Consider the following 23,049-nt stretch of genomic DNA (forward strand, 5'->3'; position numbering starts at 1 on the left):
GCGGGCATACGCCCGCCCAACCCTGGTGCAGCCTTGCCCAATTCACAAAACAGTGTGACCCGTAAGCTCGGTCAGCTCGTCGCAGGCGGCGAGCTGCGCGCCGACCCCGGCCAGATGGAAATCGCCGGTCTGTTCGACCGTCTGTTGAACGACATCTACGCCACCGAAACACCGCAGAAATCCAGCCTATTGGGCTGGTTGTTTGCCAAACGCAAACCGGCCCCCGTTATCAAAGGACTATATATTCACGGCGGTGTTGGTCGCGGCAAGACCATGCTGATGGACCTGTTCTTTGATCTGGTGCCGATCAGAGCGAAGCGCCGTGCCCATTTCCATTCGTTTATGGCTGACGTTCATGAGCGCATTCATCGCCATCGTCAGCGCCTCAAAAATGGCGAAACCAAAGAGGCCGATCCTGTGCCGCCCGTTGCCCAAAGCCTGATGGCAGAAGCGCGGCTTTTATGCTTCGACGAGTTTTCAGTCACCGACATTGCAGATGCAATGATACTCTCGCGTCTGTTTGGCGAGTTGTTCTCGCGCGGCTGTATTCTGGTGGCAACATCCAACGTTGAGCCGGACAATCTCTATCGGGATGGGTTGAACCGAAGCCTGTTCCTGCCGTTTGTTGACATGCTCAAGCAGTATGTCAATATTGTTCCCCTCGACTCGGTCACCGATTACCGTTTGGAAAAAACCGGCGCGCAGCCGATTTGGCGGTATCCGCTGAACGACCAGACGCGGGCGGCGCTGGATGCGGACTGGAACCGGGCAGCACAAGGGCGCCCAGCAGAATCAGCAGCGGTCGAGCGTAAAGGCCGCTCTATACCTGTGCCTCGGGCAAGCGGTCACGCCGCACGGTTTTCGTTTTCAGACCTGTGCGAACGACCGCTGGGTGCCTCCGATTATCTCGCGATACTGGACAGGTATCAAACGATTTTTATTGAGGGTATTCCTTATCTCGGACGCGAGAAGCGTAACGAAACCAAACGCTTCATCACGTTGATCGATACGCTGTACGATCGCGGTGCGAAACTGTACGCAACGGCTGTCGCTGCTCCTGAGAATTTGCTGACTGACCGGCATGGCACAGAAGGTTTCGAGTTCGACCGTACCGTCTCCCGTCTGATCGAGATGCAGAGTGAGGACTACGCTCTTGCAGCAAGAGAGCCTTAATCTGAACACAATCTCGACCCGTTTTCTTACGTTTACGTAAGATAAATTTGATCTAACCGATTGAAATTGCTAGATGCAAAAGTATCGGTTGATATTTTGCAAATACGCGGCTACTTCCTACCCGCGAAAGGCAGCGGCTGGAGGATGACGTTTCCGGTATTCGCGCTTGTGGCCGATGGCCCAGCGACGCGCCTTTAAATGAGATCGCAAGAGGGAAGCATTTTCATGGCGCGTAATAAGATTGCATTGATCGGTTCGGGGATGATCGGGGGAACGCTGGCACATCTGGCAGGCCTGAAAGAACTCGGCGACATCGTTCTGTTTGATATTGCTGACGGTATTCCACAGGGCAAGGGCCTCGATATCGCCCAGTCATCCCCCGTTGAGGGTTTCAATGCGTCCTTGACCGGCGCTAGCGACTACTCCGCCATTGAGGGTGCCGATGTGTGCATCGTGACCGCTGGCGTTGCCCGCAAGCCTGGCATGAGCCGCGATGATCTGCTCGGTATCAACCTCAAGGTGATGGAGCAGGTTGGCGCCGGCATAAAGAAATATGCCCCGAATGCCTTTGTCATCTGCATCACCAACCCGCTGGATGCGATGGTCTGGGCTTTGCAGAAATTTTCCGGCCTGCCGAAGAACATGGTTGTTGGCATGGCGGGCGTTCTCGACTCTGCCCGTTTCCGTCTGTTTCTGGCGGAGGAATTCAAGGTGTCCGTACAGGACGTAACCGCATTTGTTCTCGGCGGTCATGGCGATAGCATGGTGCCGCTGGCTCGCTATTCCACCGTTGCCGGTATCCCGCTGACGGACCTCGTCAAGATGGGCTGGTGCACGCAGGATCGTCTGGAAGAAATCATCCAGCGCACCCGTGATGGCGGCGCGGAAATCGTCGGTCTGCTGAAAACCGGCTCGGCCTATTACGCGCCTGCAGCCTCGGCAATCGAAATGGCCGAGTCCTTCCTCAAGGACAAAAAGCGCGTTCTGCCCTGCGCCGCGCATCTTTCTGGTGAGTATGGCGTTAACGACATGTATGTCGGCGTACCAACGGTTATCGGCGCTGGCGGTGTTGAGCGTGTCATCGAGATCGATCTGGATGCGACGGAACGTCAAGCGTTTGAAAAGTCGGTCGGCTCCGTTGCGGGTTTGTGCGAAGCTTGCGCAACCATTGCTCCAAGCTTGAAATAAGCTCAAGCCTTAACAGGAAAACCTCTCATGAATATTCACGAATACCAAGGCAAGGCTCTGTTGAAGAGCTTTGGCGCGCCTGTCGCTGACGGCGTGGCAATCTTTTCGGCAGACGAGGCGGAAGCCGCGGCAAAGTCGCTTCCCGGCCCACTCTATGTGGTCAAAAGCCAGATTCATGCTGGCGGTCGCGGCAAGGGCAAGTTCACCGAACTCGGCCCCGATGCCAAGGGCGGCGTGCGCCTGGCAAAGTCCATCGAAGAGGTTGTTGCCCACTCCAAGGAAATGCTGGGCAACACGCTGGTTACACAGCAGACCGGCCCTGCTGGCAAGCAAGTCAACCGCCTGTACATTGAAGACGGCGCAGATATCGACCGCGAGCTTTATCTGTCGGTGCTGGTTGACCGTACCGTCGGCCGTCCGGCTTTTGTCGTGTCTACCGAAGGCGGCATGGACATTGAAGCCGTCGCCGAGCATACCCCGGAAAAAATCATCACAGTTGCCGTTGACCCGGAAACAGGCCTGACGGCTGAAGATCTGACCAAGTTGGCTGACGCGCTGAAGCTGGAAGGCGAGGCCCGCAAGGACAGCGAAACGCTGTTTCCGATCATCTACAAGGCCTTTGTCGAAAAGGACATGAGCCTTCTGGAAATCAACCCGCTGATCGTCATGACCAATGGTCGCCTGCGCGTGCTGGACGCCAAGGTCTCCTTCGATGGCAACGCATTGTTCCGTCACGAAGATATCGTTGCTCTGCGCGATACGACGGAAGAAGATGCCAAGGAAATCGAGGCATCGAAGTACGATCTCGCTTATGTAGCGCTCGATGGCAACATCGGCTGTATGGTCAACGGCGCTGGTCTTGCCATGGCAACCATGGACATCATCAAGCTGTATGGTGCTGAGCCCGCAAACTTCCTCGATGTGGGCGGCGGCGCGTCCAAGGAGAAGGTCACGGCGGCGTTCAAGATCATCACGGCCGATCCGGCGGTGAAGGGCATTCTCGTCAACATCTTCGGCGGCATCATGAAGTGTGATGTGATCGCGGAAGGCGTAATCGCTGCGGTCAAGGATGTTGGCCTCACTGTTCCGCTGGTCGTTCGACTTGAGGGCACCAATGTCGACCTCGGCAAGAAGATCATCAACGAGTCCGGCCTGAACGTTATTTCCGCCGATGATCTCGATGACGCTGCGCAAAAGATCGTAGCCGCAGTGAAGGAAGCCTGATCCATGTCTATTCTGATCAACAAAGACACCAAAATTCTGGTTCAGGGCCTGACAGGCAAGACCGGCACTTTTCACACAGAACAGGCACTGGCCTACCACGGCACGAAGATGGTCGGCGGTATCAACCCGAAAAAGGGTGGTGAGACCTGGGAAGGTGGCAAGGGCGAAAAGCTGCCGATCTTCGCAACGGTTGCTGAAGCGCGTGATGCCACCGGCGCTGACGCCTCTGTGATCTACGTGCCGCCAGCCGGCGCGGCTGCCGCCATTCTGGAAGCCATCGAAGCAGAAATTCCGCTGATTGTGTGCATCACGGAAGGCATTCCGGTCTCCGACATGGTCAAGGTCAAGGCACGGCTGGAGTCGTCGAAATCACGTCTGATCGGACCGAACTGCCCCGGCGTCATGACACCGGATGAGTGCAAGATCGGCATTATGCCCGGCAACATCTTCAAGAAGGGCTCGGTCGGCGTTCTCTCGCGGTCCGGCACGCTTACCTACGAAGCTGTGTTCCAGACCAGCAATGAAGGCCTTGGCCAGACCACGGCTGTCGGCATCGGCGGCGATCCGGTCAAGGGTACGGAATTCATCGACATCCTGGAAATGTTCCTGGCCGACGAGGAAACCAAGTCGATCATCATGATCGGTGAAATCGGCGGTTCTGCGGAAGAAGATGCGGCTCAGTTCATCAAGGACGAAGCCAAGCGTGGCCGCGCGAAGCCAATGGTCGGCTTCATCGCCGGTCGCACAGCACCGGCTGGCCGCACCATGGGCCATGCGGGCGCTGTCATTTCCGGCGGCAAGGGTGGCGCGGAAGACAAGATTGCAGCGATGGAAGCCGCTGGCATTCGGGTTTCGCCATCGCCAGCTCGCCTTGGCAAGACCTTGGTTGAAGTCCTCAAGGGCTGATACATTCAACCGGCGCGCCTTGTAAGAAACAAGGCGCGCCGGTTTCTAACTGTTTGAAACGCCGCATCAGCGGCAGCGCCGGAAACTCCGGTTCCTCAACGAAGTCGGGAGGCGGGCGCATACGTCCGCGAGTGACATCATGGCAAGGCAAGAAGCCAACGAACAATTCCAGCTGACGTCGTTTCTCGACGGGGCGAATGCGGCCTATATCGAGCAGCTCTATGCGCGGTATGAGAGCGACCCATCGTCCGTTTCCGGGGAGTGGCAGAGCTTTTTCAAGAGTTTGCAGGATAGCCCGGACGATGTTGTGAAGGCCGCCAAGGGCGCCTCGTGGAAAAAGCCGAACTGGCCGATTTCCGCCAATGGCGACCTGATTTCGGCTTTGGACGGCGACTGGGGCTCCGTCGAAAAGATCGTTGAAAAAAAGGTCAAAGCGAAGGCAGAGGTGCAGGGCACGACGGTATCGTCTGCCGACGTGCATCAATCGACCCGCGATTCTGTGCGCGCATTGATGATGATCCGCGCCTACCGCATGCGCGGCCATTTGCATGCCAAGCTTGATCCGCTGGCGCTGGCAACGCCGGTTGAAGACTATAACGAACTGTCGCCATCGTCCTACGGTTTCACCGAGGCTGATTACGACCGCAAGATTTTCATCGATAACGTGCTGGGTCTCGAATACGCGACCCTGCGGGAAATGATCGACATTCTGGAGCGCACCTATTGTTCGACGCTCGGTGTCGAATTCATGCACATTTCCGATCCTGCTGAGAAAGGCTGGATTCAGGAGCGCATGGAAGGCAAGGATAAGGGCGTCGATTTCACTGCCGAAGGCAAGAAAGCCATCCTGTCAAAGCTGATCGAGGCGGAAGGCTTCGAGCAGTTCATCGATGTCAAGTACAAGGGCACCAAGCGCTTCGGTCTGGACGGCAGCGAGTCGTTGATCCCGGCGCTGGAGCAGATTATCAAGCGCGGCGGGCAGGAAGGCCTGAAAGAAATCGTTCTCGGCATGGCCCACCGTGGCCGTCTGAATGTGCTGTCACAGGTCATGGGCAAGCCGCATCGCGCGATCTTCCACGAGTTCAAGGGCGGCTCTTTCACGCCGGATGACGTCGAAGGCTCCGGCGATGTGAAGTACCATCTGGGTGCCTCGTCCGACCGGGAGTTTGATGGCAACAAGGTTCACCTGTCGCTGACGGCCAATCCCTCGCATCTGGAAATCGTCAACCCTGTCGTCATGGGCAAGGCCCGCGCCAAGCAGGACCAGATGGCGACCGTGTATGAAGGCGACATCATTCCGCTGCGCGAGCGCGCCAAGGTTCTGCCGTTGCTGTTGCACGGCGATGCCGCGTTTGCCGGTCAGGGCGTGGTTGCTGAAATTTTGGGTCTATCAGGCCTGCGCGGTCACCGCGTTGCCGGGACCATGCACGTCATCATCAACAACCAGATCGGTTTCACCACCAATCCGGCCTTCTCGCGCTCCTCGCCCTATCCGTCGGATGTGGCGAAGATGATCGAAGCGCCTATCTTCCATGTGAACGGCGACGATCCGGAAGCGGTTGTGTACGCGGCCAAGATTGCGACAGAATTCCGCATGAAGTTCCACAAGCCTGTGGTCGTGGACATGTTCTGCTACCGCCGCTTTGGCCACAATGAAGGTGACGAGCCTGCGTTCACGCAGCCGAAAATGTACAAGACCATTCGCGGTCATAAAACGGTCGTGCAGATCTATGCCGATCGCCTCGTGAACGAAGGCCTGCTGACTGCTGCTGAAGTGGAGAAGATGCGGGCCGACTGGCGCGCGCATCTGGAACAGGAATTTGAGGCTGGTCAGGGCTACAAGCCTAATAAGGCCGACTGGCTGGACGGTGTCTGGTCCGGTTTGCGGGCAGCCGACAATGCCGATGAGCAGCGTCGCGGCAAGACCTCCGTTCCGATGAAGACACTGAAAGAAATCGGTCGCAAGATTTCCGAGGTTCCGGAAAACTTCCACGCCCACAAAACCATTCAGCGCTTCATGGAAAACCGCGCCAAGATGGTGGAAACGGGCGAGGGGCTGGACTGGGCGATGGCCGAAGCCATGGCGTTTGGATCGCTCTGCGTGGAAGGCACAAAAATCCGTTTGTCGGGACAAGATTGTGAACGCGGCACGTTCTCGCAGCGCCATTCCGTGCTCTACGATCAGGAGACCGAAGAACGCTACATTCCGCTGGCCAATCTGGCACCCGGTCAGGCCCGTTACGAAGTCATCAACTCCATGCTGTCGGAAGAGGCGGTTCTGGGCTTTGAATATGGCTACTCGCTAGCCCGTCCAAATGCGTTGACCCTGTGGGAGGCGCAGTTCGGCGACTTCGCCAACGGCGCGCAGGTGGTGTTTGACCAGTTCATCTCGTCGGGCGAGCGCAAGTGGTTGCGCATGTCGGGTCTCGTCGTTCTGCTGCCGCACGGTTATGAAGGACAGGGACCGGAGCACTCGTCCGCCCGTCTGGAACGCTGGTTGCAGATGTGCGCCGAGGACAACATGCAGGTGGCAAACTGCACGACGCCCGCCAACTACTTCCATATTCTGCGCCGTCAGGTGAAGCGCGACTTCCGCAAGCCGCTCATTCTCATGACACCGAAATCTCTGCTGCGCCACAAGCGCGCTGTCTCCAGCCTGTCGGAGCTGGCGGGGGAAACCTCTTTCCATCGCCTGCTGTGGGACGATGCGGAAATGATCAAGGACGGCCCGATCAAGCTGCAGAAGGACGGAAAAATCCGTCGCGTGGTTCTATGCTCAGGCAAGGTCTACTTCGATCTGCTGGAAGAGCGTGAAAAGCGCGGGATAGACGATATCTACCTGCTGCGTGTGGAGCAGCTCTATCCATTCCCGGCCAAGGCGCTGATCAACGAGTTGTCGCGCTTTACCAATGCCGAAATGGTCTGGTGCCAGGAAGAGCCGAAGAACATGGGCGCATGGTCGTTCATCGAGCCCTATCTGGAATGGGTGCTGGCGCATATCGATGCCAAGCACAAGCGTGTTCGCTACACCGGTCGTCCGGCAGCGGCATCTCCGGCCACGGGCTTGATGTCCAAGCACATTGCGCAATTGAATGCATTCCTGGAAGATGCCCTGGGCAGCTGAGGACCGGGCGGCTGAGGCCGCCCCGGATCGCCTTTCGACACCGACAAAATCAAGGGAACTTGAACATCATGGCTACAGAAATCCGCGTCCCCACATTGGGGGAATCCGTCAGTGAGGCCACCATTGGCACCTGGTTCAAGAAAGTAGGCGACACGGTCGCCGCTGACGAGCCGCTCTGTGAGCTCGAAACCGACAAGGTAACCATCGAAGTGCCGGCACCGGCCGCGGGCGTTCTGTCGGAAATAGTTGCTGCCGTCGGGGAAACGGTTCTGCCCGGCGGTCTGCTGGGCAATATCGGCGAAGGCGCCGCTGGTGGCGCAGCCCCGGCAGCCCCAAAGGCCGCCGATACGCCACAGAAGGTCACCGAGCAGGCCGCCGCTCAGGCTCAGGCACCATCGCAGGGTGCGGTGGCCCCCTCATCGTCCTCGTCATCCATGCCCGCTGCCCCGTCTGCTGCGAAATTGTTGACGGAAAACAATCTGTCGTCCGATCAGGTGGATGGCTCCGGCAAGCGCGGCCAGGTGTTAAAGGGTGATGTGCTGGCGGCAGTGGCCAAGGGTGTTTCGGGCGGCGTTTCCGCACCGGCAGCGTCCGAGCCTGCCAAGGGTGCAGCCCGTGCGCCATCGCGCGGCGAAGACGCACCGCGCGAAGAGCGCGTGAAGATGACGCGTCTGCGCCAGACCATTGCCAAGCGCCTAAAGGATGCGCAGAACTCCGCTGCCATGCTGACCACCTATAATGAGGTGGACATGACAGCAGTGATGGAACTGCGTGGCCGCTACAAGGATCTGTTTGAAAAGAAGCATGGCGTAAAGCTTGGCTTCATGGGCTTCTTCACCAAGGCTGTAACACACGCTTTGAAGGAACTGCCTGCGGTTAACGCGGAAATAGACGGCACCGACATTATCTACAAAAACTTCTGCCACATCGGCGTGGCGGTCGGCACGGAGAAGGGTCTTGTCGTGCCGGTCGTGCGGGATGCGGACCAGATGTCGATTGCGCAGATCGAGCAGGAAATCGGCCGTCTCGGCCGCGCGGCGCGCGATGGTCAGTTGTCCATGGCAGATATGCAAGGCGGCACGTTCACCATTTCCAATGGCGGTGTCTATGGATCGCTGATGTCATCGCCCATCCTGAATGCGCCGCAGTCCGGTATTCTCGGCATGCACAAGATTCAGGAGCGTCCGGTGGCCATTGGCGGGCAGGTCGTTATCCGCCCGATGATGTATCTGGCTCTGTCTTACGATCACCGTATCGTTGACGGCAAGGAAGCGGTAACGTTCCTTGTGCGCGTTAAGGAAAGCCTGGAAGATCCGGAGCGTCTGGTTCTGGATCTCTAATCCTGTAGGAGGATGACTATGGACACGATTGCAGCAACACCTTTTTTGACAATGGTGGGATGGAGCGTGGCCATTCTCGTTCTTCACATCAGCTTGCAGGCGTCGCTTTCGACGCTGGAACTGGGATCGGCATGGAATGCCGGTCCTCGGGATGAAGAGAAGAAACCAAAGGGTGCGCTGGCGGGACGTGCGGCCCGTGCCTCGGAAAACTTCCGCGAGACCTATCCGGCGTTCATCGCGCTGGCTTTGGCACTGGCGATTATGGGTGATTCCTCTGGCTGGGGCATGACGGGCGCGTGGACCTGGATCATCGCCCGTGTTGTATACATCCCGCTTTATCTCGCCGGTATTCCGTATATCCGCTCACTGGTTTGGGTTGTGTCTCTGCTGGGGCTGGCCATGATGTTTTTTGCAGTCGTCGGGTAAGAGGGCACGATGCAGGGTTACTGGCTGGAGTTTGCGTCCCTGATGGCAATTTTCGCACTGGTGATCGTTTCACCGGGCGCGGATTTAGCGATGGTGATGCGGCAATCGCTGGTGCACGGTCGTCGCGCAGCCCTGCTGACGTCTTTTGGCATTGGCACCTCGCTGATGGTGCATATCATTTATACAATTTTGGGGTTGGGGCTGATCATCTCGCAGTCCCTGCTTCTGTTCAGCATCGTGAAGTGGTGCGGTGTAGCGTATCTGCTCTATATCGGCATCAAGAGCCTCAGAGCCGGAAAAGCGGAATTGAACATTGACGTTCAGCAAAGTTTGCCCCGGCAATCGGCTGCCCGCGCTTTTGGTCTCGGTTTCGCAGCCAATGCGTTGAACCCCAAAGCGGTTCTGTTTTTCCTTTCGATTTTTTCGACCATCGTATCTGCACACACACCGGTTGCCATCAAGTTTGGTTATGGGGTGGTAATGTCTGTTTGCCTGATCGGCTGGTTTGCCGGTGTCAGTGTGTTTTTGACAACGCCACGCATGCGCGCCGTCTTTCTGCGCGCCGGGCAGTGGATTGACCGGGCCAGCGGCTTGGTCTTCATAGCGCTGGGGCTCAAGCTCGCCAGCCAGCGTATTTGAGATTCAATAAGGCCCGGCTCGGGCAAGACAGGACGAGAAGTAACATGGCTTATGATGTGATCGTAATCGGAACCGGCCCCGGCGGCTATGTCTGCGCCATCAAGGCGGCGCAGCTTGGGCTGAAAACTGCTGTTATCGAAAAGCGCGCGACGTTCGGCGGCACATGCCTCAACATCGGCTGCATTCCATCCAAGGCCTTACTGCACGCTTCCGAAATGTTCCATCAGGCAGCGCATGGCATGGACGCGCTGGGCGTTGAAATTCAAGCACCGACCCTGAACCTTGAAAAGATGATGGCGCACAAGGATGCGACCGTAAAATCCAACGTGGATGGTGTCTCCTATCTGTTCAAGAAGAACAAGATCGACACGTTCATCGGAACGGGCAAGTTGGTCAGTGCAGGCAAGGTTTCCGTGACCAGCGACAGCGGTGAAGAGCAGGTGCTGGAAACAAAGAACATCGTGATTGCCACCGGCTCCGATGTGGCGGGCATTCCCGGCGTAACCGTCGATATTGATGAGAAAGTCATTGTGTCCTCCACAGGCGGTATCGCGCTCGACAAGGTTCCTGGACACATGGTCGTGGTCGGCGGCGGCGTGATCGGGCTTGAACTCGGCTCCGTCTGGGCCCGTCTGGGTGCCAAGGTGACCGTGGTTGAGTATCTGGACACCATTCTGGGCGGCATGGACGGCGAAGTGTCCAAGCAGTTCCACCGCATTCTCGCCAAGCAAGGCCTCGACTTCAAGCTGGGAGCCAAGGTCACGGCAGTTGAAAAGGGCGAGGCCGGCGCAAAGGTTACGTTCGAGCCGGTAAAGGGTGGTGAGGCTACCGTGCTGGATGCCGATATCGTTCTTGTGGCGACAGGGCGCAAGCCCTATACGGCAAACCTCGGTCTCACTGAAGCAGGCGTGGCGCTGGATAACCGCGGACGCGTTGAAATCGACAACCATTTCCAGACCAATGTTCCCGGCATCTATGCAATTGGCGATGTCGTGCGTGGCCCGATGTTGGCCCACAAGGCGGAAGACGAAGGCGTGGCTCTGGCCGAGATACTCTCTGGACAGGCAGGTCATGTGAATTACGATGTTATCCCCGGCGTGGTCTACACCCAGCCGGAAGTGGCAGCCGTTGGCAAGACCGAGGAAGAACTGAAGGCTGCGGGCGTGGCCTATAAGGTTGGCAAATTCCCATTCAGCGCCAATGGCCGCGCGCGTGCCATGCTGGCGACCGATGGTTTCGTCAAGGTTCTGGCCGACAAGGATACGGACCGCGTGCTGGGCGTGCACATTATCGGCTTTGGTGCCGGTGACATGATCCATGAAGCGGCTGTGCTGATGGAATTTGGTGGCTCATCGGAAGATCTGGGCCGTACATGCCATGCACACCCGACCATGTCGGAAGCCGTGAAGGAAGCCGCTCTGGCAACCTTCTTTAAGCCCATCCACATGTAAGCTGAAGGCATTGGGGAAAACAAAGGCGGCTGTGACAAACGGCCGCCTTTTCTATTTTAGGTAATTCTGATTTGATGGTTGCATGAAACCTGTTCAGCAGCCTGTCACTTTTCCGCATCCCGTTTTGCCCGGCGCAGACTGGGCCGATTCGTTCGTGCTACCGGTTTGCGAGAAACGCGCCGTGCGCGAGATCGCCGATCAATTATTAGAAAAGACCCCTTTATGGATGAATAGTCTCATGGCGCTGCGAAACGGCGCGGTCGCGCCATTCGGTTTGAAGGCGGTAACCATGCAGGTCGGGGGCGAAACCGGCTTTCCGATCGTCAGTATGGACGCGGATCGTGCTGTCCTTGGCTTTGACGACAAGCATCTGAATTTCCGCATTGTCATTGATGCGTTACAGGGGCCTACTGGTGAGTTCGTCAGTATCACAACCTTGGTTGATCGCAAGACGCTGGCTGGCCGTGCCTATATAGCCGTCGTTGGTCCATTCCACCGCAAGATCGTGCCTATTCTTCTTAAGACTTTGAACTAACGGCTGTCAGCGTATAGCCGCGCTGGCGCAACAGTTCGACAATCCCTTCCGGGCCGGGCAGATGCAATGCGCCAACGGCCATGAAGACGTTGCCTTTTGCAAGCGTTGCGACCACACGATCTGCCATAATGTGGTTGCGTTGGCGCAGCAGGCGCTCTTCAAACGCAGCGTATCCGTCATCACCCTCAGCCGGTAGCTCGGAGACCAGCTTCATCATAGGCATGATCATGCCGATATCACCCGTTAGATACAGCTCGGTCATCGTTTCCAGAATATCGGCCATAAGGGTGCCCATACGAGCCACCTCAACGAGCGAACGGATGTGAAAGTCCATGGGCAATGAATCCATGGCTGTCATCTGCTCAATCAGGGTTTCGAGGCCTGTCAGGGTCTTTCCACTGTCTTTGGCGCTTTCCGCCAACTGCTTGTCCAGAAAAGATACGCCGGATTGCTGTCGCTGCATTTCACACGCCGACATGGCCATAAAGCTGGACAGCATCCATGGGCGCATCTTGGAAACGAGCGCAAGCTGTATACCGCGCTCCTTCAAGGCGGCGGCCAGATCCTTCTCCTGTTCCGGGGTCATGAAATCCAGAAGCGACCGGCCATCGACAAAACCTGTCAGATCAGGCCGCGACAGGAGCGCCACCATGGTTTTCTCCTGATCGATGATCTCATCGGTTTCCACCACAACCGTCGTTGCCGCGTCAAACGCTGCACGGGCAGGTGCGGGCATTTCCAGCACACGCGGATCGGTCACATGCATGGTGCCGAGAAGATAGGATGTTGGCACGCCGTCCTTCTCAATTTTCCAGAAAATGCCTCGCCCATTGGGGGTAGAAGCGCCCTCTTTTTGCAGCGCTGCGAACGCTGCCGGATCATTTTTCTGCAGTTGGGTGAGAAGGTTCGTGCCACGGCACGTATCCGCCTGTGCCTGACCCGGCACCGCACCAAGCACAAACAGAAAGAATGCGAACATCCATTGCTTCATTTTAGCTGACCCTGATTCTATGCACGCGGATGAGCCTTATCATAAATCTCCAGAAGGCGAGCCGAATCAACCCCGGTATAGACCTGTGTCGTTGATAGACTTGCGTGTCCGAGCAATTCCTGAATGGTTCTGAGGTCTCCGCCGCTTCCCAGAAGGTGCGTTGCGAAAGAGTGCCGCAGAGCATGGGGCGTTGCGGTATCGGCCAGACCCAGCGCACTGCGCATCTTCTGCATTTCCCGCTGGATGATAGCCTGTTGCAACTTTGCGCCACGGGCACCGCGAAACAGGAAATTGTCGGGCGCAAGCACGTAAGGGCAGAGCGTTATATAGGTTTGTACACTGGCCGTTGCTGCCGCAATCAGGGGAACCAGTCGTGTCTTGCCGCCCTTGCCGGTGATGCGCAGCGAGGTCGGATCACCGGCAAAGTCTGCCGGTGTGAGGTTCAGCGCTTCGGAAATGCGTAGGCCGCAGCCATAAAGCAGGGTGAGCAACGCGGAGTTGCGGGCCGCTATCCAAGGCTCGTCTGCCAATTGCTCTTGCGCGCTGACAACCGACAAGGCTTGCGTGGCGGTCAAGGGCTTGGGCAGGGAGCGAGGCTGCTTGGGGGAGCGTACGGCCCGCGCGCCGGTGGCGTTTGCCATGCCCTTTTTTTCCAGATAGCGCAGAAAAGACCGAATGCCCGCCAGCCCACGGCCCACACTGCGCGCACCGGCGCCGCCCTTGCGTCTGGCTGCCAGAAATCCGCGCAGATCGGCAGGGCGCAGTGCTTCCACATCGGCAAGGCTGGCCGGTGCGCCGACATGGCTGGTCAGGAAGGTCAAAAATTGTCGCGTATCGCGCTCATAGGCTTCCACCGTGTTATCCGCCAGTCGCCGCTCTTGCGCCAGACTTGCCAACCAGCGCTGGCGTTCTTCCATCAGCCTGCCATCGCCAATAATGAGTAATGTGTTCACTTTTTGCGCTCCGCTGCCAACTGTCGCAAAACTCTCGCTGTTTCAGGTTATGAATTTCCTAAGTTTCGCTTGGAATCGGCGCCGGGAATGGCATATCTGTGGAGATGATAATGCGGCTTGGAACGGAACCAGCGATGAGACAGCATGATACGGCCGCCGGATTTGGCCACTGGACGGAGCGCCTGGCGCTCATTTCCAAAGGGCGGCCCGGCCATATTGTCGATACGCTGATTGCCGAGCGTGGACAAAAGATCGTATCTCACCCAGCCTGGCCGCTGATGCGGCCTTTTCTTTACACGCTACTGAATTACCGCAGGGCCATCGAGCTGGCGGACGCCATTGCCAATGTTTCAGGGTTTCAGGCGTTTGAGCATATCAGCAGTCTGCTCAATCTTGATATTTACGTGCAGCACGAGGATCGTATTCCCCGCACCGGTGGCTTCCTGCTGGTCAGCAACCATCCCACCGGCATCGCCGATGGCATTGCCGTGTTTGACATGCTGAAGACGCGACGGCCTGATATCATGGTGTTTGCCAACCGCGATGCCGTTCGCGTCAATCCCCGCTTTGCCGAAACCATCATTCCCGTGGAATGGCGCGAAGAGCACAAGAGCAAACTCAAGACACGCGAAACGCTGGAAATCACCAACCGTGCGATTGCCGAACAAAAGGCAACGGTGCTGTTTCCCTCCGGTCGCATTGCCTACTGGGAAAATGGCCGCCTGAATGAGCGCCCGTGGAAAACCTCCGCAGTCGGCTTTGCCCGAAAATATCGCCTGCCGATTGTACCGGTGCATATGACCGCGCGTAACTCCGGCCTGTTTTACTGGCTGGCCAAACACTCGGTCGAACTGCGGGACATGACCGTGTTTCATGAACTTTTGAACAAGAAGGACAACCGCTTCGAGTTCATCATCGGCAATCCCCTGCCGCCCGAAGCGCTGGAGGGCGACGCAGCCGAGGTGACGAGGGCGCTGGAGAAACATACGGTATTCGATCTCGCAGAGAATGCCGACGCTGTCTTTCGCGTGGGGTGAAATCGTCACCATCAGCAAAATCGGCTTTGGCGATTGTGTTGTCAGGCCAACTGCCCACACCTCCGTTGCCGCACACGATGCAATATGCGAAGTCGAGCCTAACCGCCAACGCGGTGGGTTTCCACAATGGGCGGGTAAGGGCTAAAACCAAAGGCGATGACAAACGATTCGACCAGCCTTTTTGCCGCGCTCTTTTCAGACACCATTGTTTCTGTGCTGGTGCCCATGCCCGCACCCAGGCCCTATTCCTACCGTGTGCCGGATGGCATGGTGGTGCAGCCCGGCTCTATCGTTCAGGTGCCGCTCGGCCCCCGCCTTGTCTATGGCGTGGTGTGGGAGAGTGAGCAGCCGGATACCGTCGACCCCCAAAAGCTGAAAGCCATCGAGAAAGTTTTCGATTGCCCGCCGCTCTCCAGCGATATGCGTCGGTTTCTCGATTGGGTGGCCGCCTACACGCTTTCGCCCCCCGGGCTTGTGGCCCGAATGGCACTCCGCGCGCCCGCCGCTTTCGATCCCGAACCGATGATCGACGGCCTGCGCCTGACAGAACAGCGCCCGGACCGGCAAACGCCCGCCCGTCTGCGGGTTATCGAAACCGCCGACAACGGCGTGGCATGGACACGCAGTGGCCTTGCCCACGCCGCCGGTACGTCTGCCAGCGTTATCGATGGGTTGACGGCGCAAGGCGTATTTGAGCATGTCTTCATCCCGCCCCCACCGGTGGTGGCATTGCCCGATCCTGAATTTACGCAGCCGCGTCTGGAAGGTCCGCAAAAAGAAGCAGCGCGTGATCTCGTGCAAAAAATTGATCAGGCCGGGTTTTCCGTATCGCTGATTGATGGCATCACCGGTTCAGGCAAGACCGAGGTCTATTTTGAAGCCATCGCCTCAACGCTGCGCGCAGGCAGGCAAGTGCTGATTCTGCTGCCGGAAATTGCGCTGACCGCCAGTTTTCTGGAGCGTTTTCAGAGCCGCTTCGGGGCTAAACCCGCCGAGTGGCATTCCGATCTGGCCCCACGCACCCGCGAAAAAGTCTGGCGGCAGGTTTCGACCGGCGATGTGCGCGTGGTCGCTGGCGCGCGCTCGGCCTTGTTTCTACCCTTTGAAAACTTGGGGCTGATCATTGTCGATGAAGAGCACGATCCTGCGTACAAACAGGAAGACCGCGTGTTCTACAACGCTCGGGATATGGCCGTCGTGCGGGCGCGCATCGCCGATTTTCCCGTTGTGCTCGTTTCTGCTACGCCGTCAGTGGAAAGCAGGGTCAATGGTGATCTGGGTCGCTATACGCCCATTCATTTGCCCACCCGCTTTGGCGATGCAGCGTTGCCGCATTTGGGCCTTGTGGATATGCGGCGGTTTCCGCCGGCTCGTGGCGGCTTTCTGTCTCCTGTGCTTCTCAAGGAAGTCGGCAAAACAGTCGAGCGCGGCGAACAGGCTCTGCTGTTCCTCAACCGCCGTGGCTATGCACCGCTGACGCTGTGCCGCGTCTGTGGCCATCGGTTTCAATGTCCCAATTGTTCGAGCTGGCTGGTGGAACACCGTTTCCGCAATCAGTTGCAGTGCCACCATTGCGGCTACAACGAGCGCACGCCGGATGTGTGCCCGGAATGCGGCACGTTCGATCATCTGGCCGCCTGCGGGCCGGGTGTCGAGCGCATTGCCGAAGAGGTGGAGCGCCATTTTCCGGATGCCCGAACGATTGTGCTGTCCTCCGATCTGATGGGCGTCAAACGGCTGCGGCTGGAACTGGAGGCCATCGCTAAGGGCGAGGCTGATATTGTCATCGGAACGCAACTGGTCGCCAAAGGCCATAATTTTCCGTTGATGACACTTGTTGGCATTGTTGACGCAGATATTGGCCTTGCCAACGGCGACCCTCGAGCCGCTGAGCGGACCTTTCAGCTCCTATCGCAGGTGACGGGGCGCGCCGGGCGCACCGGATTAAAAAGCCTAGGCCTGCTGCAGACCTATCAGCCGCAACACCCGGTTATGCAGGCAATTGTATCGGGCGATGCGGAAGCGTTTTACGAGCGTGAAATCAACGAACGGGAGAAGGCTTTGTTGCCGCCCTTTGGACGTCTGGCTTCCATCATCGTCTCGGCCGACACGCGCGCCGACGCCGAGGGACACGCGCGCGGATTGCGCCAGGCCGCACCGGCTGTCACAGGTATATTGCTGCTGGGCCCGGCGGAAGCGCCACTGGCGTTGGTGCGGGGGCGTCATCGTTTTCGATTGCTGGTACACGGGCGACGCAACAGTGATATGCAGGCCTATGTGCAGGCAATGTTGTCGGCAGGGCCGAAGCAACGCGGCTCCGTGCAGGTGCAACTGGACATTGATCCGCAGAGTTTTTTATAGGGACAACGACGAGCATGGAATTCTATATCCCGACTGAAACCGGTGAACGTCTTGCTTTCTGTGTCGCCGCGCTCACGTCGCTCCTTGGAGCTATCATGATGTTTGCTCCGGGCCTGTCGATGCGTTTTTTGGGAGTGCAGCCCGCACCGGGTCGGGGCGGTATTTCTGAAATCCGGTCCACGATCGGCGGGTTCTATCTGGGTTTTGGCCTGACAGCCTTACTGCTGATGGAAACGCGGCTGTACCTTGCGCTGAGTGCCGCATTTTTGCTCTCATTCTTCGGCAGAATCATTTCCATGCTGTCGGATGGTGGTGCAAACCGGGCGGCAAACCTTGCGCTGCTGGTCCTTCAGGCGGCTCTTGCCGCTCTGCCGTTGCCCTACGTGTTTGGGCTTCTATAGCGCCAAAGGCGTTTGGAAAGCGGGGAAAGCAGAAAAAATGAGCCATATGCGCTCCCGGATTGTGCAATCATGCGGTTGGCGTGTTGCGAGTCTGAAAGTCCTATGCTAGACGAACCCCGAATTGAGGAGGAAGAAGGCGTGTTTGCCTTGTGGGCCCTCATAAATATTGCAGCAAATTCAGGAGTTTGTGTTTACGTTTTGTGAGCGCCGGTTCTGAATTCAAATAAGAGAAGCTTGTGCCCGTGGCAGACACATCCCAGCTTATTTCCGGTGTTGCAGAACGATACGCATCCTCGTTGTTTGATCTGGCCACCGAAGCAGGCTCGATTGAACGTGTCGCAGCGGATTTAAATCGTTTTCAGGCTATGATTGACGATAGCGCTGATTTGAAGCGACTGATAGTCAGCCCGGTTTTCTCCGCAGAAGATCAGTTGAAGGCTGTTTCAGCCATTCTGGATGCGTCCGGTATCTCTGGTCTTGTTGGCAACTTCATTCGTGTCGTCGCCCAGAACCGCCGCCTGTTTGCCGTGCCGGGCATTATTCGTTCGTTTCATGAAATTGCAGCCCGCCACCGTGGCGAGGTCTCTGCCGATGTTATGTCCGCTCACGCGTTGACGGCTCAGCAGCAGGAAGAATTGAAGGTTGCGCTGAAAGGCGTTACCGGCAAAGACGTGACGGTCAACGTTACTGTCGATCCGTCGATATTAGGTGGTCTGATCGTCAAGGTCGGTTCTCGCCAGATTGACACATCCCTTCGCACAAAACTATCTACCCTTAAGCTTGCACTGAAAGAGGTCGGCTGATGGATATCCGCGCCGCGGAAATTTCCGCAATTCTAAAAGATCAGATTAAAAATTTCGGCAAAGAGGCGGAAGTCTCCGAGGTCGGGCAGGTGCTTTCCGTCGGTGACGGTATCGCCCGCGTATACGGGCTGGACAACGTTCAGGCTGGCGAAATGGTGGAATTCCCCGGTGGAATTCGTGGCATGGCGCTGAACCTTGAAGCCGACAACGTCGGTGTTGTTATTTTCGGTTCCGACCGCGACATCAAGGAAGGCGACACCGTCAAGCGTACGGGCGCAATCGTTGACGTTCCCGTTGGTCCGGAACTGTTGGGGCGCGTTGTTGACGCGCTCGGCAACCCGATTGACGGCAAGGGCCCGATCAATGCGTCGCGCCGTTCGCGCGTCGACGTCAAGGCTCCCGGCATCATTCCGCGCAAGTCGGTGCATGAGCCCATGTCGACCGGCCTCAAGGCCATCGACGCGCTGATCCCGGTCGGTCGTGGCCAGCGTGAGCTTGTCATTGGTGACCGTCAGACCGGCAAGACCGCTATTATTCTGGACACGATTCTGAACCAGAAGGCCATCCACGACAACGGCCCGGACAGCGAAAAGCTGTATTGCGTCTACGTTGCTATTGGCCAGAAGCGTTCAACCGTTGCTCAGTTCGTTAAGGTTCTGGAAGAGCGTGGTGCGCTCCAGTACTCCATTATCGTTGCTGCAACGGCGTCCGATCCTGCTCCTATGCAGTATCTTGCTCCGTTCGCCGGTTGCGCGATGGGTGAATATTTCCGCGACAATGGTCAGCACGCTTTGATCGGCTATGACGATCTGTCCAAGCAGGCCGTTGCCTACCGTCAGATGTCGCTGCTGCTGCGCCGCCCACCAGGCCGCGAAGCCTATCCCGGCGACGTTTTCTACCTGCATTCGCGTCTTCTGGAGCGCGCTGCAAAGCTGTCCGACGAGAACGGTGCTGGTTCGTTGACGGCTCTGCCGGTTATCGAAACACAGGGTAACGACGTTTCCGCGTTCATTCCAACCAACGTGATCTCCATCACCGATGGTCAGATATTCCTTGAAACCGATCTGTTCTATCAGGGTATTCGTCCTGCTGTGAACGTTGGTCTGTCGGTGTCCCGCGTGGGTTCGGCGGCTCAGGTCAAGGCGATGAAGCAGGTTGCTGGTTCCATCAAGGGCGAGCTTGCGCAGTACCGCGAAATGGCAGCCTTTGCCCAGTTCGGTTCGGATCTCGATGCGGCAACGCAGCGTCTGCTGAACCGTGGCGCACGGTTGACCGAGCTGTTGAAGCAGCCGCAGTTCTCTCCGCTGAAGACTGAAGAGCAGGTTGCTGTGATCTTCGCCGGTGTGAACGGTTATCTGGACAAGCTTCCCGTCAGCGACGTCGGCAAGTTTGAGCAGGGGCTCCTGTCCTACCTTCACTCGGAAGGCAAGGATATTCTTGAGGCTATCCGCAAGGACAAGGCTTTGAGCGATGACGTTAAGGGCAAGTTGAAGTCTGCCATCGAAACGTTCGCCAAGTCTTTCGCTTGATCGGGTTCCATTTAGGACGGACAACGGATGCCTTCACTTAAGGATCTGAAAAACAGGATCGCCTCCGTTAAGGCGACGCAGAAGATTACCAAAGCGATGAAAATGGTCGCTGCGGCTAAGCTTAGGCGTGCGCAGGAGGCGGCCGAGGCCGCTCGCCCTTACTCGCAGCGTATGGGCATTGTTCTGGAGAACATTGCTCAGGCTGTGGGCGTGGACGATAGTGCGCCGGCTTTGATGACCGGTACAGGCAAGGACAACGTCCACCTGCTGGTCGTCTGCACCGCAGAGCGTGGTTTGTGTGGGGGCTTCAATTCCCAGATCGCGCGCTTTGCCCGCGATCACATCCGCGCACTGCTTGCGGAAGGCAAAACGGTTAAAATCCTGTGCGTCGGCAAGAAGGGGTATGATATCCTTCGCCGTGAATTCGCGTCCCTGATTATTGATCGCGTTGATCTGCGGGAAGTGAAGCGTATCGGTTTCGACAATGCCGATGGTATTGCCAAGCGCATTATTTCCTTGTTCGAGCAGGGCGAATTTGACGTTTGCACGTTGTTCTATTCCGAGTTCAAGTCCGTCATCTCGCAGGTTCCAACCGCGCAGCAGATCATTCCTGCCGCACCGGCTGTTGTGAAGTCCGAAGAAGTGGCAGCGGCAGCTCTGTATGAATACGAGCCTGACGCAGCGGCCATTCTGACCGATCTCATTCCGCGTAACATTTCCGTTCAGGTTTTCCGCGCTCTGCTGGAAAATGTGGCTGGTGAAATGGGTGCCAAGATGAGCGCGATGGACAATGCGACGCGCAATGCTGGCGACATGATCAACCGTTTGACGCTGAGCTACAATCGCCAGCGTCAGGCGCAGATCACCAAGGAACTCATTGAAATCATTTCGGGCGCGGAAGCGCTCTGAAACCAGGTAAAAGGGTAAGGATTATGGCTGAGTCAGCTAACCCGAACATTCCCGTGACGGATGCTTCCGTTGCTAAAGGCAGGGTAACGCAGGTTATCGGCGCTGTCGTGGACGTCGCTTTCGACGGTCATCTTCCGCTGATCCTGAATGCTCTGGAAACGGACAACAACGGCAACCGTCTGGTTCTCGAAGTTGCCCAGCACCTTGGTGAGAACACGGTTCGCACCATCGCCATGGATTCGACCGAGGGTCTGGTTCGCGGACAGCCTGTGCGTGACACTGGTGCGCCGATTTCCGTGCCTGTTGGCATGGAAACGCTGGGTCGCATCATGAACGTGATCGGCGAGCCAGTTGACGAAGCTGGTCCGTTGAACACCCAAACGCGCCGCGCAATTCACCAGGAAGCACCGTCTTACGTCGAACAGTCTACGGAAGCCGAAATTCTGGTCACCGGCATCAAGGTCGTCGACCTTTTGGCACCCTACGCCAAGGGCGGTAAGATCGGCTTGTTCGGCGGTGCCGGCGTGGGCAAGACTGTTTTGATCATGGAACTGATCAACAACGTCGCCAAGGCGCACGGTGGTTACTCTGTGTTTGCTGGCGTGGGTGAACGTACCCGCGAAGGCAACGACCTCTACCACGAAATGATTGAGTCCGGCGTGAACAAGCTGGGCGGCGGTGAGGGCTCCAAGGCCGCACTCGTCTACGGTCAGATGAACGAGCCACCAGGTGCGCGCGCTCGCGTCGCTCTGACCGGTTTGACCATCGCCGAGCAGTTTCGTGACGAAGGTCAGGACGTTCTGTTCTTCGTTGACAACATCTTCCGCTTCACGCAGGCCGGTTCCGAAGTGTCCGCCCTGTTGGGCCGCATCCCGTCCGCTGTGGGTTACCAGCCAACACTGGCAACCGACATGGGTCAGATGCAGGAGCGCATCACGACCACAACAAAGGGTTCGATCACGTCCGTTCAGGCCATCTACGTGCCTGCCGACGACTTGACCGACCCGGCACCTGCGACATCCTTCGCGCACTTGGATGCAACAACGGTTCTTTCGCGTTCGATCGCAGAAAAGGGTATTTACCCCGCTGTGGATCCACTCGACTCGACGTCGCGCATGCTGGACCCGATGATTGTTGGCGAAGAGCACTACGAAGTGTCTCGTAAGGTTCAGTCAACCCTGCAGCGCTACAAGGCCCTGCAGGACATCATCGCGATCCTCGGTATGGACGAACTGTCTGAAGAGGACAAGCTGGCAGTTGCCCGCGCGCGTAAGATCGAGCGCTTCCTGTCGCAGCCGTTCTTCGTTGCTGAAGTCTTCACCGGTTCGCCAGGCAAGCTGGTCCCTCTTGAAGACACCATCAAGGGTTTCAAGGGTCTGGTTAACGGTGAGTATGATCACCTGCCGGAAGCCGCGTTCTACATGGTCGGTTCGATGGACGAAGCCATTGAAAAAGCCAAGCGCCTGGCAGCTGAAGCTGCCTAATTGAAAAAGCGGCGCGCGTTCAGCGCGCCGTCTTTTGTCTGCATCGAGACCAAAGCTACAAGCGGTTCTGCTTGTTGCCTAGCATCAGAAGCCGGAAAGTGATTTGTCATGGCTGACAGCTTCAAATTCGAACTCGTTTCACCAGAGCGTCTGCTTGTTTCGGCAACCGTTCAGGAAGTGGTTTTGCCTGCCACTGAAGGCGAAATGACGGTTATGGCTTTGCATGCGCCAACCATGACAACAATCAAGCCCGGTGTTGTGACCGTCAAGAACGCAGACGGCAAGGTTGACCGCTATGCTGTGTTCGGCGGTTTTGCCGATATTTTGCCAACCGGCTGCACGTTGCTTGCCGAATCGGCCGTGCATGTTGACGAAATCAACCGCACCGATTTTGACAAGCGTATCGCCGACGCGCGCGCGACGCTGGATAACGCACCGACAGATGAGCATCGAAACCGTGCGGAGCAGTTCCTTTCGGAATTGACGACTCTTCAAGGCGTTGTCATTCCGGCTTAATAAGAATGGTTCTGAAATTTGAAACGCGTCGCTGTTAACAGCGGCGCGTTTTCTTGTTT

Annotated in this window: 20 protein-coding genes; 18 read left to right on the plus strand and 2 right to left on the minus strand. The window is 57.4% G+C overall.

Translation table 11 applies throughout. From position 1 onward, the window contains the following. Positions 1-33 precede the first annotated feature (33 nt). From zapE to IFT84_RS13400, 10 genes are all read left to right on the plus strand, one after another. Entirely contained in the window at positions 34-1,173 is a 1,140-nt protein-coding gene (zapE, locus tag IFT84_RS13355; protein ID WP_192120146.1) for a cell division protein ZapE, read from the plus strand. Positions 1,174-1,398: 225 nt separating this feature from the next. Continuing rightward, the gene (mdh, locus tag IFT84_RS13360) at positions 1,399-2,361 is read left to right on the plus strand and encodes a malate dehydrogenase (RefSeq protein WP_192120147.1); all 963 of its coding nucleotides are present in this window, start codon (positions 1,399-1,401) and stop codon (positions 2,359-2,361) included. A gap of 27 nt (positions 2,362-2,388) precedes the next feature. Beyond that, positions 2,389-3,585: an ADP-forming succinate--CoA ligase subunit beta gene (sucC, locus tag IFT84_RS13365; RefSeq protein ID WP_192120148.1), complete on the plus strand. Its 1,197-nt coding sequence runs from the start codon at positions 2,389-2,391 to the stop codon at positions 3,583-3,585. A gap of 3 nt (positions 3,586-3,588) precedes the next feature. Next, a complete protein-coding gene (gene sucD / locus IFT84_RS13370; protein ID WP_192120150.1) occupies positions 3,589-4,491 on the plus strand; it encodes a succinate--CoA ligase subunit alpha in 903 nt (300 codons plus the stop codon). Positions 4,492-4,630: 139 nt separating this feature from the next. Further along, on the plus strand, positions 4,631-7,615 hold the full coding sequence (locus IFT84_RS13375; RefSeq protein ID WP_192120152.1) for a 2-oxoglutarate dehydrogenase E1 component: 2,985 nt from the start codon (positions 4,631-4,633) through the stop codon (positions 7,613-7,615). A 68-nt stretch (positions 7,616-7,683) separates the two neighbouring features. Continuing rightward, positions 7,684-8,955, plus strand: a complete 1,272-nt coding sequence (gene odhB / locus IFT84_RS13380) for a 2-oxoglutarate dehydrogenase complex dihydrolipoyllysine-residue succinyltransferase (protein WP_192120154.1) — start codon at positions 7,684-7,686, stop codon at positions 8,953-8,955. 12 nt (positions 8,956-8,967) lie between these two features. Further along, positions 8,968-9,381: an MAPEG family protein gene (locus IFT84_RS13385; protein WP_446737599.1), complete on the plus strand. Its 414-nt coding sequence runs from the start codon at positions 8,968-8,970 to the stop codon at positions 9,379-9,381. 9 nt (positions 9,382-9,390) lie between these two features. Next, entirely contained in the window at positions 9,391-10,020 is a 630-nt protein-coding gene (locus tag IFT84_RS13390; protein WP_192120158.1) for a LysE family translocator, read from the plus strand. Positions 10,021-10,064: 44 nt separating this feature from the next. Then, entirely contained in the window at positions 10,065-11,471 is a 1,407-nt protein-coding gene (gene lpdA / locus IFT84_RS13395) for a dihydrolipoyl dehydrogenase (RefSeq protein WP_192120167.1), read from the plus strand. An 82-nt stretch (positions 11,472-11,553) separates the two neighbouring features. Continuing rightward, a complete protein-coding gene (locus IFT84_RS13400; RefSeq protein ID WP_192120169.1) occupies positions 11,554-12,006 on the plus strand; it encodes a DUF2867 domain-containing protein in 453 nt (150 codons plus the stop codon). Here the strand turns inward: IFT84_RS13400 and IFT84_RS13405 are convergent. After that, the gene (locus IFT84_RS13405; RefSeq protein ID WP_192120172.1) at positions 11,990-12,997 is read right to left on the minus strand and encodes a TraB/GumN family protein; all 1,008 of its coding nucleotides are present in this window, start codon (positions 12,995-12,997) and stop codon (positions 11,990-11,992) included. The two genes, IFT84_RS13400 and IFT84_RS13405, sit on opposite strands and share 17 nt — an antisense overlap. Positions 12,998-13,014: 17 nt before the next feature. After that, the gene (locus tag IFT84_RS13410; RefSeq protein ID WP_192120413.1) at positions 13,015-13,914 is read right to left on the minus strand and encodes a tyrosine recombinase XerC; all 900 of its coding nucleotides are present in this window, start codon (positions 13,912-13,914) and stop codon (positions 13,015-13,017) included. Between the two features lie 170 nt (positions 13,915-14,084). Here IFT84_RS13410 and IFT84_RS13415 point away from each other — a divergent pair, with 170 nt between their 5' ends. From IFT84_RS13415 to IFT84_RS13450, 8 genes are all read left to right on the plus strand, one after another. Beyond that, the gene (locus IFT84_RS13415) at positions 14,085-14,987 is read left to right on the plus strand and encodes a GNAT family N-acetyltransferase (RefSeq protein WP_192120174.1); all 903 of its coding nucleotides are present in this window, start codon (positions 14,085-14,087) and stop codon (positions 14,985-14,987) included. Positions 14,988-15,143: 156 nt separating this feature from the next. Continuing rightward, complete coding sequence (locus IFT84_RS13420) at positions 15,144-17,348, plus strand: primosomal protein N' (protein ID WP_192120176.1); 2,205 nt, start codon at positions 15,144-15,146, stop codon at positions 17,346-17,348. Between the two features lie 14 nt (positions 17,349-17,362). Next, on the plus strand, positions 17,363-17,749 hold the full coding sequence (locus IFT84_RS13425; RefSeq protein ID WP_192120178.1) for an AGROH133_08824 family phage infection protein: 387 nt from the start codon (positions 17,363-17,365) through the stop codon (positions 17,747-17,749). Positions 17,750-17,991: 242 nt separating this feature from the next. Then, positions 17,992-18,552, plus strand: coding sequence for a F0F1 ATP synthase subunit delta (locus tag IFT84_RS13430; RefSeq protein WP_342212873.1), 561 nt, complete (start codon positions 17,992-17,994; stop codon positions 18,550-18,552). After that, complete coding sequence (gene atpA, locus IFT84_RS13435; protein WP_192120182.1) at positions 18,552-20,081, plus strand: F0F1 ATP synthase subunit alpha; 1,530 nt, start codon at positions 18,552-18,554, stop codon at positions 20,079-20,081. Before IFT84_RS13430 ends, atpA begins: the two co-directional genes overlap by 1 nt. Positions 20,082-20,108: 27 nt before the next feature. Continuing rightward, positions 20,109-20,990, plus strand: coding sequence for a F0F1 ATP synthase subunit gamma (locus IFT84_RS13440; protein WP_192120184.1), 882 nt, complete (start codon positions 20,109-20,111; stop codon positions 20,988-20,990). Positions 20,991-21,013: 23 nt separating this feature from the next. Then, positions 21,014-22,474, plus strand: coding sequence for a F0F1 ATP synthase subunit beta (atpD, locus tag IFT84_RS13445; protein WP_192120185.1), 1,461 nt, complete (start codon positions 21,014-21,016; stop codon positions 22,472-22,474). 108 nt (positions 22,475-22,582) lie between these two features. Beyond that, positions 22,583-22,990: a F0F1 ATP synthase subunit epsilon gene (locus tag IFT84_RS13450; RefSeq protein ID WP_192120186.1), complete on the plus strand. Its 408-nt coding sequence runs from the start codon at positions 22,583-22,585 to the stop codon at positions 22,988-22,990. The last annotated feature ends 59 nt before the right edge of the window (positions 22,991-23,049 follow it).

The sequence above is a fragment of the Rhizobium sp. CFBP 8762 genome (assembly GCF_014841565.1).
GTDB lineage: Bacteria > Pseudomonadota > Alphaproteobacteria > Rhizobiales > Rhizobiaceae > CFBP-8762.